This window comes from Okeania sp. KiyG1, assembly GCF_014132355.1.
Lineage (GTDB): Bacteria > Cyanobacteriota > Cyanobacteriia > Cyanobacteriales > Microcoleaceae > Okeania.
This window is the reverse complement of sequence record NZ_BLZO01000118.1, coordinates 227,501-243,131: the sequence shown is the minus strand read 5'-3', so window position 1 is coordinate 243,131 and position 15,631 is coordinate 227,501. Positions and strand designations below refer to the sequence as shown.

General features: G+C 37.8%; 13 protein-coding genes, 2 tRNA genes and 2 rRNA genes (1 of these 17 only partly in view). 8 read left to right on the top strand and 9 right to left on the bottom strand.

The genetic code is table 11. The features are described 5' to 3' along the window. Positions 1-97: 97 nt before the first annotated feature. Positions 98-931: an HpsJ family protein gene (locus tag SAGCYANO_RS28920; protein ID WP_202223216.1), complete on the bottom strand. Its 834-nt coding sequence runs from the start codon at positions 929-931 to the stop codon at positions 98-100. A 577-nt stretch (positions 932-1,508) separates the two neighbouring features. Here SAGCYANO_RS28920 and SAGCYANO_RS28915 point away from each other — a divergent pair. The 4 genes from SAGCYANO_RS28915 to SAGCYANO_RS28900 all read left to right on the top strand — a co-directional run bounded on the left by SAGCYANO_RS28915 (position 1,509) and on the right by SAGCYANO_RS28900 (position 5,596). Further along, positions 1,509-2,210: a response regulator transcription factor gene (locus SAGCYANO_RS28915; protein WP_202223215.1), complete on the top strand. Its 702-nt coding sequence runs from the start codon at positions 1,509-1,511 to the stop codon at positions 2,208-2,210. Between the two features lie 16 nt (positions 2,211-2,226). Continuing rightward, positions 2,227-2,733: a D-glycero-beta-D-manno-heptose 1-phosphate adenylyltransferase gene (gene rfaE2, locus SAGCYANO_RS28910; RefSeq protein ID WP_202223214.1), complete on the top strand. Its 507-nt coding sequence runs from the start codon at positions 2,227-2,229 to the stop codon at positions 2,731-2,733. Between the two features lie 408 nt (positions 2,734-3,141). Further along, positions 3,142-3,861 (top strand): GUN4 domain-containing protein, encoded by a 720-nt coding sequence (locus SAGCYANO_RS28905; protein WP_202223213.1) that lies wholly within the window; start codon positions 3,142-3,144, stop codon positions 3,859-3,861. A 1,264-nt stretch (positions 3,862-5,125) separates the two neighbouring features. Further along, positions 5,126-5,596 (top strand): GNAT family N-acetyltransferase, encoded by a 471-nt coding sequence (locus SAGCYANO_RS28900; RefSeq protein ID WP_202223212.1) that lies wholly within the window; start codon positions 5,126-5,128, stop codon positions 5,594-5,596. A 204-nt stretch (positions 5,597-5,800) separates the two neighbouring features. Here SAGCYANO_RS28900 and SAGCYANO_RS28895 read toward each other — a convergent pair whose 3' ends face one another. From SAGCYANO_RS28895 to SAGCYANO_RS28860, 8 genes are all read right to left on the bottom strand, one after another. Continuing rightward, a complete protein-coding gene (locus tag SAGCYANO_RS28895) occupies positions 5,801-6,190 on the bottom strand; it encodes a sucrase ferredoxin (RefSeq protein WP_237396814.1) in 390 nt (129 codons plus the stop codon). Positions 6,191-6,249: 59 nt separating this feature from the next. Then, positions 6,250-6,558 (bottom strand): hypothetical protein, encoded by a 309-nt coding sequence (locus tag SAGCYANO_RS28890; RefSeq protein ID WP_202223211.1) that lies wholly within the window; start codon positions 6,556-6,558, stop codon positions 6,250-6,252. A 2-nt stretch (positions 6,559-6,560) separates the two neighbouring features. After that, on the bottom strand, positions 6,561-6,728 hold the full coding sequence (locus SAGCYANO_RS28885; RefSeq protein ID WP_202223210.1) for a hypothetical protein: 168 nt from the start codon (positions 6,726-6,728) through the stop codon (positions 6,561-6,563). A gap of 154 nt (positions 6,729-6,882) precedes the next feature. Continuing rightward, on the bottom strand, positions 6,883-7,026 hold the full coding sequence (locus SAGCYANO_RS28880; protein WP_202223209.1) for a hypothetical protein: 144 nt from the start codon (positions 7,024-7,026) through the stop codon (positions 6,883-6,885). A gap of 261 nt (positions 7,027-7,287) precedes the next feature. Next, complete coding sequence (locus tag SAGCYANO_RS28875; RefSeq protein ID WP_202223208.1) at positions 7,288-8,448, bottom strand: cupin domain-containing protein; 1,161 nt, start codon at positions 8,446-8,448, stop codon at positions 7,288-7,290. Between the two features lie 711 nt (positions 8,449-9,159). Further along, complete coding sequence (locus SAGCYANO_RS28870; protein ID WP_202223207.1) at positions 9,160-9,351, bottom strand: hypothetical protein; 192 nt, start codon at positions 9,349-9,351, stop codon at positions 9,160-9,162. 541 nt (positions 9,352-9,892) lie between these two features. Further along, positions 9,893-11,236, bottom strand: coding sequence for a TRAP transporter large permease subunit (locus SAGCYANO_RS28865; protein WP_202223206.1), 1,344 nt, complete (start codon positions 11,234-11,236; stop codon positions 9,893-9,895). After that, positions 11,220-11,774 (bottom strand): TRAP transporter small permease subunit, encoded by a 555-nt coding sequence (locus SAGCYANO_RS28860; RefSeq protein WP_202223205.1) that lies wholly within the window; start codon positions 11,772-11,774, stop codon positions 11,220-11,222. Before SAGCYANO_RS28860 ends, SAGCYANO_RS28865 begins: the two co-directional genes overlap by 17 nt. 497 nt (positions 11,775-12,271) lie before the next feature. Here SAGCYANO_RS28860 and SAGCYANO_RS28855 point away from each other — a divergent pair. The 4 genes from SAGCYANO_RS28855 to SAGCYANO_RS28840 all read left to right on the top strand — a co-directional run. Then, a 16S ribosomal RNA gene (locus SAGCYANO_RS28855) occupies positions 12,272-13,759 on the top strand. 120 nt (positions 13,760-13,879) lie between these two features. Beyond that, positions 13,880-13,953, top strand: a tRNA-Ile gene (locus SAGCYANO_RS28850). A 13-nt stretch (positions 13,954-13,966) separates the two neighbouring features. Beyond that, a tRNA-Ala gene (locus tag SAGCYANO_RS28845) sits at positions 13,967-14,039 on the top strand. 172 nt (positions 14,040-14,211) lie between these two features. After that, positions 14,212-15,631: ribosomal RNA gene (locus SAGCYANO_RS28840) — 23S ribosomal RNA — on the top strand (it continues 1,458 nt past the right edge of the window). Together the 16S and 23S rRNA genes with 2 tRNA genes alongside form the textbook arrangement of a ribosomal RNA operon.

Sequence of the window (15,631 nt, the reverse complement as noted above, 5' to 3'; positions counted from 1 at the left end):
ATAATTAAGATTAATATCATACACGCCCTTCACCAATGCCATTATATAAAGCTTTTATCTCTAAAATACTGTGAGATATTATTTTGGATTCAACTAACTATCTAGCGGGATTTTGGCGACGTCCTTTACTTTTAATAATTCCCATATTTTTTAAACCTGTCCAACCAATCATAATATAGCCTGCTGCTAAAAGTAAACTGCTAAAACCTGTTCTGATACTTGATTTAAAAGAATTTGTGTTAGCTTGTTCTTCTAATTCTTGCTTGCGAGTACGAATTCTAGTTAAAAGTTGAGTTGGTAATTGTTGTGCCTGACGATTGAGAAAATCATCTAGAATTTGAGGATTATCTTTTGATTGTTCTAACAAACTTTTCACTTGAGCTGATATTTGTTCATTTTCTAATGCTTCATTCAGCCTAGTTTCATCTCCTAACAAAGTACTAAATTGATCCCTTAATTGAGTTTGCCTTTGTTGTATCTGATTTTGAAATTCGCTAGTACTGACACGAGCTTCTAATTGTGTTTCAGCTTGAGTTGCTTGCTGATTTATTCGTTCAATAGTCTCTGCGCGAGCTAGACGAGTATTATTTAAATGTAGAGGAAATAGTAACAAATATATTAGTCCTAATAAGCTTGCTAGTAAAAGTCCCCAAAATCTCAAATCTAATATAGAGGATGTGGAGTTATCTTGAAGGCCAGAATTACTGCTTACCCAATAGCCTGTAAATAATAAGGCCATTCCTATCATAGGAATAATTCCTCGATCAACTAACTGTGTGACTAGACCAATTTGCCATGCTCTACTACCTATGTTGAAAGGAATTGACAATACTACAAAGTCAAGTAGAGATGACAAAATCATAATTATTCCTACGATTGTAAGAGTCCTAGCAGCTATGGAGGAATATTGACGAATGTTTGTTGCTTTCATGACATTTTACTAAGTTCTAAAATTATCGTTCACTGGGTATAACGGGTCTTAAATTCTGAGGATGCACTTTACTACGCTAATAGCTAATACATATTTTAGCTATTAATGTAGCTATATGTTTTTACCATTATCGCAGAGTCTACAAAGAATCTATCAGCATTTCTCTATTATTATTATTTAGAAATTGATGGTACTGAAGTATATATTGTGTAATAATGGTCTATAAATCGGCCAAGTTACTCCCATTCTTTACAAAAACCCAATTTTTGGCTTGACTAAGCTGATTTTAACAGCTTAATGTTTTCACATTTACACCTATCATATTTACTTTTTTCTACTAATGCTCAAATAAATTAGTTAATATTTTATATTAAGTTAAATAAAAACCCAAAACTTAATTTACTCAGGAATTGCTAAAAACTAGAAATAATGGTAAAAACCACGATGGATAAAAAGAATACTGATGAAAATCACAAATATCCTATTAAAAGTAGAAGATTAATGTCAAAATAAATAAGTATAATAAATATATTATTCTAGTATAAATAATGGGTAAACGAGGAGGATTGAGTCAGCAATGAACGATAACATTGATAGCAAGAAACAAATACTAATAGTAGATGATGAAGACAGCTTAAGAATGCTATTAAAAAGACATCTAGAGTTACAGGGATATGAGGTAAAAGATGCAAATTCTGGTTTGGATGCACTATCAATATTAGAAAAATTAAATCCGGATTTAATTGTTTCTGATATAATGATGCCACAAATGGATGGTTTGGAATTTTGTCAACATTTACGCTCTAGTAATTTGGGTCAATTAGTACCATTTATATTTCTATCGAGTAAAGGAGAGTTAGAAGACCGAATTGTGGGTTTATCTATGGGAGCAGATGATTATATAAATAAGCCATTTGAAATGCGAGAATTGGTAGCAAAAATTGAGGCTCAATTAAACCGTTCCCGTCGAGTTCATCTGGAAATCAAAAAGCTGACTGAAAAGCATCTATCTCAAACAACAAAATCTCAATCTCAGGAAGCTCCCGAACCACTACCTCTAACACCAGCAGAAGAAAGAGTTTTTTGGGAAGTCGCTCAAGGTTTGACAAATAAACAAATTAGCGATCGCCTATTTATTAGTCCTCGAACTGTACAAACTCATTTGAGTAAAATAATGAGAAAACTAAGTTTAGAAAATCGTTCCCAGTTAGTTCGTTATGCTTTTGAACATGGATATCAACCACCTACCGAAGAAAAAGTAAATGAAGGTCAAGCATAAAGATAAATATTAAAGAATGGACCCCCAAAAACTAATTTCTGGTTTGTATAGTTTAATTGAACTAGAACAGACCATTAACTTTCAACCAACTTATTGGCGACCTTTAGTATTTACAAATGGATGCTTCGATCTACTTCATGCAGGACATATTCGCTATTTATGGGCAGCTAAATCTTTGGGACGGTCCCTAGTAGTAGGGTTAAATAGCGACCGATCAGTGCAAAAAATTAAGCCCCAACAATTGGGATATCCTTTGCGGCCAATTATTCCCCAAGACCAACGGGCAGAAGTTTTAGTCGCTCTGAAACCAGTGGACGCAGTAGTAATGTTTGATGAAACCACTGCTACTCATCTGATAGAACGACTGAAACCTGATATCTATGTTAAGGGTGGGGACTACTCGGTTGATACATTGCCAGAAGCACCAATAGTTATGGAATATGGTGGTAAAATTTCTTTAGTTCAAATAGAAGTTTCGACTTCCACTACTGCAATTATCAATCGTATTTTACACAATAAATAGTTTTCAACAATTAATAATTAATAATTAATAATTAACCATTATCTCTTCTTTTCAAGAAGAAGATTGACTAAAAGGAAAATTTTTTCTTCTTTCTCTCTTCTCTTTTAAGGAAGAGACTTTAAACCAGGTGCATCTCAATTAGGCGATAAGTAATTATACTCAAGAAGAGGTAATACTCAAACCACTTGGTGAATTTACAGGTAAACTCAGACTATAGAGCATCCTGATTTTTGGGGTGCATCTCTAATATGTGCAAAAATACTTTTTTCCTATTCCCTGTTCCCTATTCCCTCTATACCTAAAAGCGATAAATTTTTGGCTTTCTTCAAAACTGAGATGCACCCTTTAAACCTTAATTATTCGATTAATTATCAATTAATTTAAAAAGCTGAAATACACAGTAATTTTATGGCAGAATCAAAGATTAATTCTACAACAAACGCTTCATTTAATATCGCTGAACTTCAGTCTCAATTAGAATCTGGTTCTGAAAAAAAACAGTTACAGGTAATCCCTCTTTTGGCACAAACAGGGGATGATGGTTGGCAAATATTAATGGAATTTTTACAAGCGCAAAAATCAGATTCACCTACTATAATTTCAGGAAAAATATACCAAGTTTTACGTCAAGTAGATTCATCGAAAGTTCATGAATTTATAAATAAAAATTTTCCTCTGGGAGTTGTACCGATAAAATCAGAATCTAATGTTGATTATAGTCATATACAAGTCAAACTAGCTCATCAAGATTTTTTAGAAGCTGATAAATTAACTATGCAAAAGTTGTGTGAATTGGCAGGAGAGGCAGCGATACAAAGAAAATGGCTTTATTTTTCAGAAGTAGATAGTATTCCAATTCCAGATTTCCAGACTATTAATACTATGTGGTTGGTTTATTCAGAAGGTAAATTTGGGTATTCTGTACAGAGAGAAATGTGGTTAAGCGTAGGTAAAAATTGGGATAAGTTGTTACCAAAAATTGGCTGGAAAAATGGCAATACTTGGACGAGATATCCAAATGAATTTACTTGGGATTTGAGTGCGCCAAAAGGCCATCTGCCTCTATCCAATTTACTGCGTGGGGTGCGAATGTTTGCCTCTATATTATCTCATCCCGCTTGGTCTTAATTAGGAATGGCGATCGCTTTCAATTAGGGTTTGCTGAAAAAGTCTTTTTCTGGAGTGGGGGAGTAGGGGAGTGAGGGAGTGGGGGAGTAGAGAGTAGTTAGGAGGAACGGAGAATAGAATTTAATTAGGGGGTAGTTGAAACAATTGTTAGAGTGATTTTTATGCAATTATTATGTATGTCTTTTTTCCTAACTTTTTGAGAGTTTTGGACTGAAAACCTGGTACTTTTTTCGTAAGTATTTCCTGCGGAATGCTGCGCAAACAGCTATTAGCGGTCAGCTCTTCCTGCGGAATGCTACGCAAACAGCTTTTTAATGAATGATATCATGTCCGGTAGCATCGGTATTTTATAGCAAAGGTAGGGAATAGGGAATAGGGAATAGGGAATAGGGAATAGACAGAAAAACTTAAGAAAGAGCAAGAAAAAAACTTAAATTCCCTGTAGATATTTACGCTAACTTTTACACAAACGATTGCGTTCGGACATGATATGAAGTAAAAATTAGTTTAACTTATACTACATTTTCTACTTATAAATTTAAACAAAAAAGACTTATTTTGAGTTTTTAACCTATACAATTCAAGCTAATTATGGCTTGCTGAATAAATCTCAAAGCATTTACAGGTAAAGGTTTTAGACTTTTTAGGTCTGAAATACCTTGGTTTTCAGCCCTTCATACTCAAAAAGTTAGTATTTTGGGCGAGAGTTGGGCAAAAAAATACTCCCGTAGGGACGTTGCATGCAACGTCCCTACCCTACTCCCCTACTCCCCTACTCCCCTACTCCCCGCTCCCCTACTCCCCTACTCCCCTACTCCTTAAAAAAGACTTTTTCAGCAAACCCTAATTAAACTGATAGCTGATGGTTGAATGCTTACCTTTTTTCAACTTAAAAAAGGCTTTAGTCAATCTCAGTCAATGGTTTGATATTTAATCGGTAAGCCATAATTAAAGAGGGTGCATCTCAATATTTGCAAAAATACTTTTTTCCTAGATATTCCCTAATTTTCTATTCCCTATTATCTATTCCCTGTTACCAAAAAATAGGGTCTAAAACCTCCCCTTTTAAGGGGATGAAAAAAATATTCTATTCAGTATTTTCAAGCCTCTGGCTTTCCGTTTGTCATGCTGTGAAACAGACAGAGGTACTGATAACTGATAACTGATAACTGATAACTGAAATTACCTGTTCCCTATTGCCTAAAAGCGATAAATTTTTGGCTTTATTCAAAATTGAAATGAACCCATTAAAGATGCTTGAAAAATGAGAGAATTTCAAATTCGCTTAATTCAAAACCAACAAGAAAAAGATGCAATGTATTATCAACGTTGGTTAGTATTAAGAGCGCCAATAAATATGGAAATAGGAACAGAAAAAGACGAATATGAAGATAGTGCTTTACATATTATTGCTGTTTACGAACAACAAATTATTGGATCGGCTAGACTCCGAGAAATATCTAAAGAATTAGGAAGTATTGCATATCTTTGTGTTTTACCTGAATTTCAATCTCAGGGAATAGGAACAGCTATAACCAAAAAAATCATTGAAATTGCCAAGGAAAAACAACTAAAACATTTGAGAGTAATGACTCGTATTAGTGCTTCTAAGTTCTATAAAAGAATAGGCTTTATCGAAACTGGCGAGCCATTTCAATTTTTAGGCATACCCCATCAATTTATGTACTTTAACTTGCTTTTTTCTGAGGATAATTTACAACCACTTTCTCAGTAATTTTCCGTTCAATTGTGAAATTAATATGGCTAACATAATACTTTATAAATTCATAACTATGAGTAGCATTGCAGGAACCTTTAAGTTGAATAGTTTTACTTTCATCTTTGACTAACCTACCTTGACAAGTGTATCTAGATCCATCAGGTTTAACTACAGCTAATTCAGTCTCAATTAACGTTCTATCAGAATTTATATCAATATCTAAAAATTAATCTTATACTTAAACCATTCCCAACCATGGTGGAACATAAGTTCCCTTTCCAACGCCTGAATACAAGTTGGTAAAATGCCCCAACCTCGATACACACCACCTAATAATTTAATATTGCCCGTTCGTAGCAAAATAGACTTAAAAGATTCCCCATCAAGTAACCCATAATATCTACCATCAGGAAAATCAATCATAGTAGGTGCAAATCTATGGCCACCAAAGTGACTTGCTTTCCAAATCCTAGTATTTTTTACACCCAATTCGGAAATAGTTTTTTTAGCTTGTGTATAAAACGGATTACCATATTTAGCACAGCATTTATCATGGCTACCGTGAGTACAAACTAACATATCCCTAATTTGATTTTCTTGAGTATTAATATCTAAATTATCCCCCGCTAAATATTTTTGAATAACAGGAGCTATTTTTTCAGGATGATCTACATCAAATTCATATTTTTATAACCATTTATAAATGAACTTTGCTCTTTTTCATAGATTAAAATTTTTCTATTATTTTGTCTTTGATTTTGATTTTGAGTAATTAGTAAAAATCTGACTGAAAGTTTAGATTTACTGACTTCTCTCATCAAAATCTCTAAATTTTCTGGTAGATAACGAGACTCAGAAGCATTATATTCCCAAGGGTAAGGGCACTCTATCAACACATATACTGAATAATTTGTACCACTTCCAATAATATCTTCATTTGCTTGTCGGCAAGCATCAGCGCAAAAAAATGTATTCATGTTTAGACTCCTGGTTCTACAAAAATAACTCTTTCATTAACTAACTTCGATAACTTCGATAACATAGGCATAATATCTATTTCCCAGTCATAATCCGGGAGTAAATTTATGACCTCTTTTCCCGTAAATGTTTCTCGACTAAATAAATTTTCAATACACTTTTCTGGCACTCCTTTAATAGATACTTCTTTACCAGAAACTATGATTTTATATTCATCTTCCCCTCAGCTATTTGAGAAATTTGTAAATGTTGAAATTGAGGTATTTTAAACTTAGTTTCCATGCCATTATCAAAAAAATGTATTCATGTTTAAACTCCTGGTTCTACAAAATAACTCTTTCATTAACTAACTTCGACAACATGGGCATAATATCTATTTCCCAATCATAATCTGGGAGTAAATTTATGATGTCTTTTCCCGTAAATGTTTCTCGACTAAATAAATTTTCAATACACTTTTCTGGCACTCCTTTTATATTTTATAGATACTTCTTTACCGAAGAATTAAGGCTTAAAGCCTCTCCTTTAAAGGATAAACAAGAAAAAATTTTCCTTTGAGCCAATCCTATCCTTGAAAAGAAGAGGTCATTATTAATTATTAATTATTGAACAGAAACTATGATTTTATATTCATCTTCTCCCTCAGCTATTTGAGAAATTTGTAAATGTTGAAATTGAGGTATTTTCAACTTAGTTCCCATGGCATGATCAAATATATGTATTCATGTTTAAACTCCTGGTTCTACAAAAATAACTCTTTCATTAACTAACTTCGATAACATGGGCATAATATCTATTTCCCAATCATAATCTGGGAGTAAATTTATGACATCTTTTCCCGTAAATGTTTCTCGACTAAATAAATTTTCAACGAATTTTCCTGGCACTCCTTTTAGAGATACTTCTTTACCAGAAACTATAATTTTACATTCATCTTCTTCCTCAGCTATTTGATAAATTTGTAAACGTTGAAATTGAGGTACTTTAAACTTAGTTTCCATGCCATTATCAAATATATTAAATCCAGCTTGATAAGGCAAAGCATATTGATAGATAGGTTTTCCCAAACTATCTAAATAGCTATAATATTCTTCGCTAATATTATGATTATTTATATACTGTTCTAAGTCTTGAATTAAGGTTTCTATGCTTAGATTAAAAGAATTATTATCTATTCTTAAAGGTAGACTTTCTCTCCACTCTTCTCTGTGTTGTAATTTACAGATTAACCATTCCAATAGATCGATACCTGTTTTACTGTGAATACCTAAAGTTAGATGAATAGATGGTTCCTCTTTTGTAACTGCGTAATGCCAATGTCCGCGAGGTATATAAAGTACATCTCCAGGATGTAAAATACAACTTAAATAAGCTTCTTCTTCTGGTGGTTCAAGAGAGGATGATTTCTGATTTGGCAATGGATATTTTAAAGTGTCGGTGTAGACATACCATTGTTTGCTTCCTTCTACTTGCAGAATAAATACATCGTGAGTATCGTAGTGACTAGAAAAACCTTGTTTACTAGACCAGGAGCAGTAAGCATTGACCTGAGTAGGATATCCTAACTGATAACTAAGTTTTGAGGCCAACATTGAAACCTCTGGAATCCTTTGATGAATTTGGTCTATGATTAAGGTCCCACCTTTCTGACACCATTGGGTAAGATTTCTATTTTCTTTGGCCTCCAGAACTTTTCCATCAAATGCCACGCGCACATCGGGATATTCTATTTGATGAAAGTTCAATAGATGGTTGAGTTTGTCCCATGAAAAAAGGTCCGTAAAATCTTTCTGTCCTTTACTAGAGATGGCGATCGCTTTCTTTGTCCAGTTGTTTTCCAGAAACTCTTCCTGGGGTAATGGTTCTATTAAGTATTTTAGGCACGACATAATCGAGATTTTTTCTATTAATTTTTGACAATAATGATAGGGTGGGTTTTTCCAGAATTCTTAACTTTATCATATTATAAAGCTACCTAAAATTGATTCTGTATTCTTTGATAGAGCTGTATTAAATACTTTAGGTTTGAGATAATTGATAATTTTTCTATTAATTTTTTAACATAGTTTTTTATAGAATTCTTAACTTTCTCATATTATAAAGCTACCTAAAATTGGTTTTGTATTTTTTAGCAGATCGAGAAAGCTGGAATAGCTTGTAATCCTAAGCCCTAACCAATAATTTTTTTTACTTGTTGCTCTTGGTACTTCAAGAGATTTTGAAACTATGAATACTATATATTACATATTACAAAAAATTACTTGGTATTTTATATTGATTTTACTCTAGTATAGTCATTTCAAATAAGTAATGAAACACTTTTTCAGCTAAAACTCTTTCAAGGCAAGAAACGCTTGTCTAAATCTAAACTGAAATTACTATAAACGCTTCTTAGGCTGTATAAAGAAAAATATAATAAACGTAATTTTGAAAATCAATACTCTAAATCTTTTTATTAAGCAGGGGTAAAGCTTTTACCGTTAGCTCTGTTTAGTTGTCACCAGTTCAAGACTTACATGGCTAGTTAAGATAGGGAAAATAGGTAAGTCTTAACCCCTAAATATTCAAAATAAAAATCAAAAGATTTGAATACTTAACTATTAATGATGACGGTCGCCACCATCTGCGTCAAAATTACGATCGCCACCATCTGCATCAAAATTACGATCGCCACCATCTGCATCAAAGTTTAATCCAGATTCCGAGTTTTTTCCCTGTAACACAGGAATGTCTATGACTTCTATTTGAATCTTACTAGGCCGAGCTTGCTGAACATTAAAACTCTGTGACATACTTTATCTCTCCAAATTTAGCAATATTTGTTCTTAATAACTCCATATCAACTGGAGTTGAAAATCAGTATATATTAAACTCCTTGGTTTATGCAATAGTTGAGAAAAACTTTTAATTATTTTGAAGCAACTCCTGGAACTTGAAAATTCCTTGAAAGAGCTGAAAAGTTTTATCTATATCAGCTCAAGCTTTTGAGGTGCATTACTAGATTTTAGAATCCCTGGCAATTTCCTGAAAATAGTGTTACGATAGAAGTCAGAAAATTACTGACAACTGAGTATAGCGTTATTTTGACCCCGACTTTGAGTCATCCCAAATGGTTGCCTAGTCAAGAAAAAGAAAGCGCAAAATAAATACTTATGTTAGTAGGCCATAAATAATTCAAAAAATAGCGCTTTGGAGATTTTCCTTAAACCATTGCGTTAGCGAAGCGGCGCGTTAGCGCGATACCGACTACGTTGATGGTTCTACCGTCACGTTGCTATGAAAGGTTTTCCCGACTTTTTCCGGGAATTGCCGGTCTTGATGTATCTGAAACCTTTATCTGCTCAAAGATGGCAGAAAATCAACAATACCTGGAAAACAAATAATCACAACTAATACTAATAACTGAAGTAAGATAAATTGAATAGCACCTCGATAAATCTCACCAGTAGTAATCTCTGGAGGTGCGACACCCCGTAGATAAAATAGTGCAAAACCAAAGGGAGGCGTTAAAAAAGATGCTTGAAGATTAGCCCCTAATATTACACCGTACCAAACCAAATCAATACCAAGTTGTTGAGCAACAGGTACAAATAAAGGTACAACAATAAAAGCAATCTCAAAAAAGTCGATAAAAAAACCAAGCAAAAAAACAATTGTCATACTGACAAATAAAAAACCTGCTGTCCCTCCAGGAAGATTAGAAAGTAAATCAAACATAAAGCGATCGCCCTCAACCCCTCGGAAAACCAAACTAAAAGCAGTTGACCCAAGAAGTATAAACATCACCATAGTAGTTGTCCTGAGAGTAACATCACAAACCTTTCTCAAAGAAGTCCAACTAAATCTGCCATTGGCCAGAGCCAGAGCGATCGCCCCCACACACCCTACCGCTCCAGCTTCAGTCGGCGTAGCAATACCAAAAAATATACTACCCAGAACCAGTAAAATTAATAATAATGGTGGAATCATTACTGTTAGCACCCTAACACCCAAATCTTTACCTCCTAGGCCGCGCACCTCTGCAGGTAAAGCAGGAGCCAAGTCTGGCCTAATAAAAGCAACAACCAGAATATGAAGAGCAAACGTTCCTGCCATTAGTAAACCAGGCAAAATAGAGCCAATAAACAGATCGCCAACAGAAATTCCTAGTTGGTCTGCCAATACTACCAAAACCACACTAGGAGGTATAATTTGCCCCAAAGTTCCCGATGCAACAATAACACCCGTAGCCAACTCTTTATTATATCCATACCGCAACATAATAGGTAAAGAAATTAACCCCATCGCCACTACTGTAGCAGCAACCACACCAGTAGTAGCAGCTAAAAGAGCGCCCACAAGAACAACAGCTAGAGCTAAACCCCCCCTGACTCTGCCAAATAATATCCCCATTGTTTCCAGGAGTTGTTCTGCAATACCTGATTTTTCCAACATTGCTCCCATAAATATAAAGTAGGGTATTGCCAGCAAAGTATAATTGGCCATAATCCCAAAAATTCTTTGGGGCATTGCAGTCAGAAATATGGGGTCAAACACATCTAAAGCAATACCTATTAATCCAAAAATTATTGCGACACCACCCAAAGAAAAAGCTACAGGGTAACCAATAGACAGTAGCACCAGTGCTCCTGCAAACATTAATGGACCTAGCAATTCAGATTCAAAACTCAGATTCATAAAACTCCTTATTGCCTGGTAGTTGACCTGTAAAAACCGCAAAATTTTTAATTGCTTCAGAAATTCCTTGGAGAAACAATAATACAAAGCTAACTATAATCATTGTCTTAATTGGGTAACGAGGTAACCCACCAGGATCGGGAGAAGTTTCAAGAATAGCCCATGAATTTAAAACAGCTCCCCAAGAAACAAAAATCACAATAAGACTGAAGGGAATTAAAAATAGTATCGTACCAATCAAGTTAGCTAGAGCTTTTCTTTTAGAACTCCAGCGAGTATAAAAAATATCTACACGAACGTGTTGATTATGTTTGACACAATAAGCTCCACCAAGAAGAAAAATCAGGTCAAAAATATACCACTGAATTTCAATGAAAGCGTTGGAAGTTAAGTTTTGACCAATGCTCCTGCCTAAATAGCGTCCAATGACATTCCAAACACCAACTAAGACCATCAGTAAGACTAACCAATAAGTGAGACGTCCAATTAATTCATTCAAACCATCAATCATCCGTGATAGACGTAGGAGTCTTTTCAATACAAGTCCTCCTATAGCATTAAACTTAAGTATGTTTTGGACATTTAATTGTGCCCCGAAACTTTATATATTTTCAGAATACCTTGTACAGCATACGGCCTTATCAAAAAATTTATATCTTGCTCGAAAATTAAAGGACATCTTCATTTGAAATTAGATGATTTTCAATGCAATTAATATTTTTTTGATAAATTTTCAAGCTCCAAAAGTATTGCTATATATGAAATACAGCCATTAATTTGCAGCCAAAAAGAAAAAATCAAAAAAGGGGTTGACATACCAAGGTAGAGTTGCTAGATTAGTAAATGCGCAGGGAGAGAGGCAAACACCTCCTACCAACGCCAGAACCTAGAAAACTCAATAGTTTGAAAGTTAAACAGCACTACATTCCTTGTTGAATATATTTAATTAGGATGGAAAACGTAGTTCTTTCATCCTTGATACAAGAAAAAAAGCTCATAGTCAAGAGACTATGAAAAAAAGTTAGAGCATCAAACATCATGGAGAGTTTGATCCTGGCTCAGGATGAACGCTGGCGGTCTGCTTAACACATGCAAGTCGAACGGACCCTTCGGGGTTAGTGGCGGACGGGTGAGTAACGCGTGAGAATCTGCCTTCAGGTCTGGGACAACAGAAGGAAACTTCTGCTAATCCCGGATGAGCCTATGGGTAAAAGATAAATTGCCTGGAGATGAGCTCGCGTCTGATTAGCTAGTTGGTGAGGTAAAAGCTTACCAAGGCGACGATCAGTAGCTGGTCTGAGAGGATGAGCAGCCACACTGGGACTGAGACACGGCCCAGACTCCTACGGGAGGCAGCAGTGGGGAATTTTCCGCAATGGGCGAAAGCCTGACGGAGCAAGACCGCGTGGGGGAGGAAGGCTTTAGGGTTGTAAACCCCTTTTCTTTGGGAAGAAGTTCTGACGGTACCAAAGGAATCAGCCTCGGCTAACTCCGTGCCAGCAGCCGCGGTAATACGGAGGAGGCAAGCGTTATCCGGAATGATTGGGCGTAAAGCGTCCGCAGGTGGCCATGTAAGTCTGCTGTCAAAACCCAGGGCTCAACTCTGGTCAGGCAGTGGAAACTACAAAGCTAGAGTCTGGTAGGGGCAAAGGGAATTCCCGGCGTAGCGGTGAAATGCGTAGATTTCGGGAAGAACATCGGTGGCGAAAGCGCTTTGCTAGACCAGAACTGACACTCAGGGACGAAAGCTAGGGGAGCGAATGGGATTAGATACCCCAGTAGTCCTAGCCGTAAACGATGGATACTAGGTGTTGCCTGTATCGACCCAGGCAGTGCCGTAGCTAACGCGTTAAGTATCCCGCCTGGGGAGTACGCACGCAAGTGTGAAACTCAAAGGAATTGACGGGGGCCCGCACAAGCGGTGGAGTATGTGGTTTAATTCGATGCAACGCGAAGAACCTTACCAGGACTTGACATGTCGCGAATCTCAGGGAAACTTGAGAGTGCCTTCGGGAGCGCGAACACAGGTGGTGCATGGCTGTCGTCAGCTCGTGTCGTGAGATGTTGGGTTAAGTCCCGCAACGAGCGCAACCCTCGTTTTTAGTTGCCATCATTAAGTTGGGCACTCTAAAGAGACTGCCGGTGACAAACCGGAGGAAGGTGGGGATGACGTCAAGTCAGCATGCCCCTTACGTCCTGGGCTACACACGTACTACAATGGTCTGGACAGAGGGTAGCCAACCCGCGAGGGCGAGCCAATCTCAAAAACCAGGCCTCAGTTCAGATTGCAGGCTGCAACTCGCCTGCATGAAGGAGGAATCGCTAGTAATCGCAGGTCAGCATACTGCGGTGAATCCGTTCCCGGGCCTTGTACACACCGCCCGTCACACCATGGAAGTTGGCCACGCCCGAAGTCATTACTCTAACCCGTATGGGAGGGGGATGCCGAAGGCAGGGCTGATGACTGGGGTGAAGTCGTAACAAGGTAGCCGTACCGGAAGGTGTGGCTGGATCACCTCCTTTAAAGGGAGACCAACAAGAGCAGCAGGAAAAAAAGTAAATACTGTTGTATCTAGAATCCCTGGTCGAGCAAGGAACAAGAGTAGGTTTTAACTTTCAAACTAGAGTTATGGTTCATATTTTGGGCTATTAGCTCAGGTGGTTAGAGCGCACCCCTGATAAGGGTGAGGTCCCTGGTTCAAGTCCAGGATAGCCCACCTAACCAAGCCGGGGGGTATAGCTCAGTTGGTAGAGCGCTGCCTTTGCAAGGCAGAAGTCAGCGGTTCGAGTCCGCTTACCTCCAGGAGAAAAACCAAGAATTCAGCAATCAGACCTAAAAAGTTAAGTCAGACTGCTGGGAATCTATTTTCCAGTAAGAACCTAGAAAACTGCATAGTCAAAGAAGTAAAAAGTAACTGAAAAGGAGTTAGATGTGATTAAACATCTAACAAAGTCCAGTCAGGTAGAAATTAAGTGGTCAAGTGAATAAGGGCTGACGGTGGATACCTAGGCACACAGAGGCGAAGAAGGACGTGGTTACCTACGAAAAGCTCCGGGGAGCTGGAAGCGAGCATTGAGCCGGAGATATCCGAATGGGGCAACCCAAAAACGACTGGCAGAATATATATGCCAGAACGAGCGAACCCAGCCAACTGAAACATCTTAGTAGCTGGAGGAAGAGAAAGCAAAAGCGATTTCCTATGTAGCGGTGAGCGAAAGGGAAACAGCCTAAACCATTTGTTAAAACAGATGGGGTAGTGGGACAGCCATAAGTGATTGAGGAAGTTAGACGAAGCAGCGAGAAACTGCACCAGAGAAGGTGAAAGTCCTGTAGTCAAAAACCGAATCAGTTACGGTTGTATCCCGAGTAGCATGGGGCTCGAGAAATCCCGTGTGAATCAGCGAGGACCACCTCGTAAGGCTAAATACTCCTGTGTGACCGATAGTGAACCAGTACCGCGAGGGAAAGGTGAAAAGAACCCCGGAAGGGGAGTGAAATAGAACATGAAACCGTCAGCTTACAAGCAATGGGAGCTCGATTAAACGAGTGACCGTGTGCCTGTTGAAGCATGAGCCGGCGAGTTATAGGCAGTGGCAGGTTAAAACCAGAAAGGTTGAAGCCAAAGCGAAAGCGAGTCTGAATAGGGCGTAAGTCACAGTTTATAGACCCGAACCCTGGTGATCTAACCATGTCCAGGATGAAGCTTGGGTAACACCAAGTGGAGGTCCGAACCGACTTCTGTTGAAAAAGGAGCGGATGAGGTGTGGTTAGGGGTGAAATGCCAATCGAACCAGGAGCTAGCTGGTTCTCCCCGAAATGTGTTGAGGCGCAGCGGTGAGAGTAAAAGTCTGGGGGTAAAGCACTGTTTCGGTGCGGGCTGCGAGAGCGGTACCAAATCGAGACAAACTCTGAATACCAGATGGTAATCTCACCAGTGAGACGGTGGGGGATAAGCTTCATCGTCGAAAGGGAAACAGCCCAGACCACCAGCTAAGGTCCCCAAATTACCACTAAGTGAGAAAGGAGGTTGGAGTCCATAGACAACCAGGAGGTTGGCTTAGAAGCAGCCACCCTTGAAAGAGTGCGTAATAGCTCACTGGTCAAGGACTCTGGCACCGAAAATGAACGGGGCTAAGTGGTATACCGAAGCTGTGGAATACAAATTGTATTGGTAGGGGAGCGTTCCGTGGTAGTAAGAAGCATTAGCGAGAGCAGGTGTGGACGAAACGGAAGTGAGAATGTCGGCTTGAGTAGCGAAAATATGTGTGAGAATCACATACCCCGAAACCCTAAGGGTTCCTCCGGACGGCTCGTCCGCGGAGGGTGAGTCAGGACCTAAGGCGAGGTCGAAAGGCGTAGTCGATGGACAACGGGTGAAAATTCCCGTACCGTCA

What these genes read in the sequence shown, in the direction of transcription:
- SAGCYANO_RS28920 (WP_202223216.1), bottom strand. Translation starts at nt 931, where the DNA reads ATGAAAGCAACAAACATTCGTCAATATTCCTCCATAGCTGCTAGGACT.
- SAGCYANO_RS28915 (WP_202223215.1), top strand. Translation starts at nt 1,509, where the DNA reads ATGAACGATAACATTGATAGCAAGAAACAAATACTAATAGTAGATGAT.
- rfaE2 (WP_202223214.1), top strand. Translation starts at nt 2,227, where the DNA reads ATGGACCCCCAAAAACTAATTTCTGGTTTGTATAGTTTAATTGAACTA.
- SAGCYANO_RS28905 (WP_202223213.1), top strand. Translation starts at nt 3,142, where the DNA reads ATGGCAGAATCAAAGATTAATTCTACAACAAACGCTTCATTTAATATC.
- SAGCYANO_RS28900 (WP_202223212.1), top strand. Translation starts at nt 5,126, where the DNA reads ATGAGAGAATTTCAAATTCGCTTAATTCAAAACCAACAAGAAAAAGAT.
- SAGCYANO_RS28890 (WP_202223211.1), bottom strand. Translation starts at nt 6,558, where the DNA reads ATGAATACATTTTTTTGCGCTGATGCTTGCCGACAAGCAAATGAAGAT.
- SAGCYANO_RS28875 (WP_202223208.1), bottom strand. Translation starts at nt 8,448, where the DNA reads ATGTCGTGCCTAAAATACTTAATAGAACCATTACCCCAGGAAGAGTTT.
- SAGCYANO_RS28870 (WP_202223207.1), bottom strand. Translation starts at nt 9,351, where the DNA reads ATGTCACAGAGTTTTAATGTTCAGCAAGCTCGGCCTAGTAAGATTCAA.
- SAGCYANO_RS28865 (WP_202223206.1), bottom strand. Translation starts at nt 11,236, where the DNA reads ATGAATCTGAGTTTTGAATCTGAATTGCTAGGTCCATTAATGTTTGCA.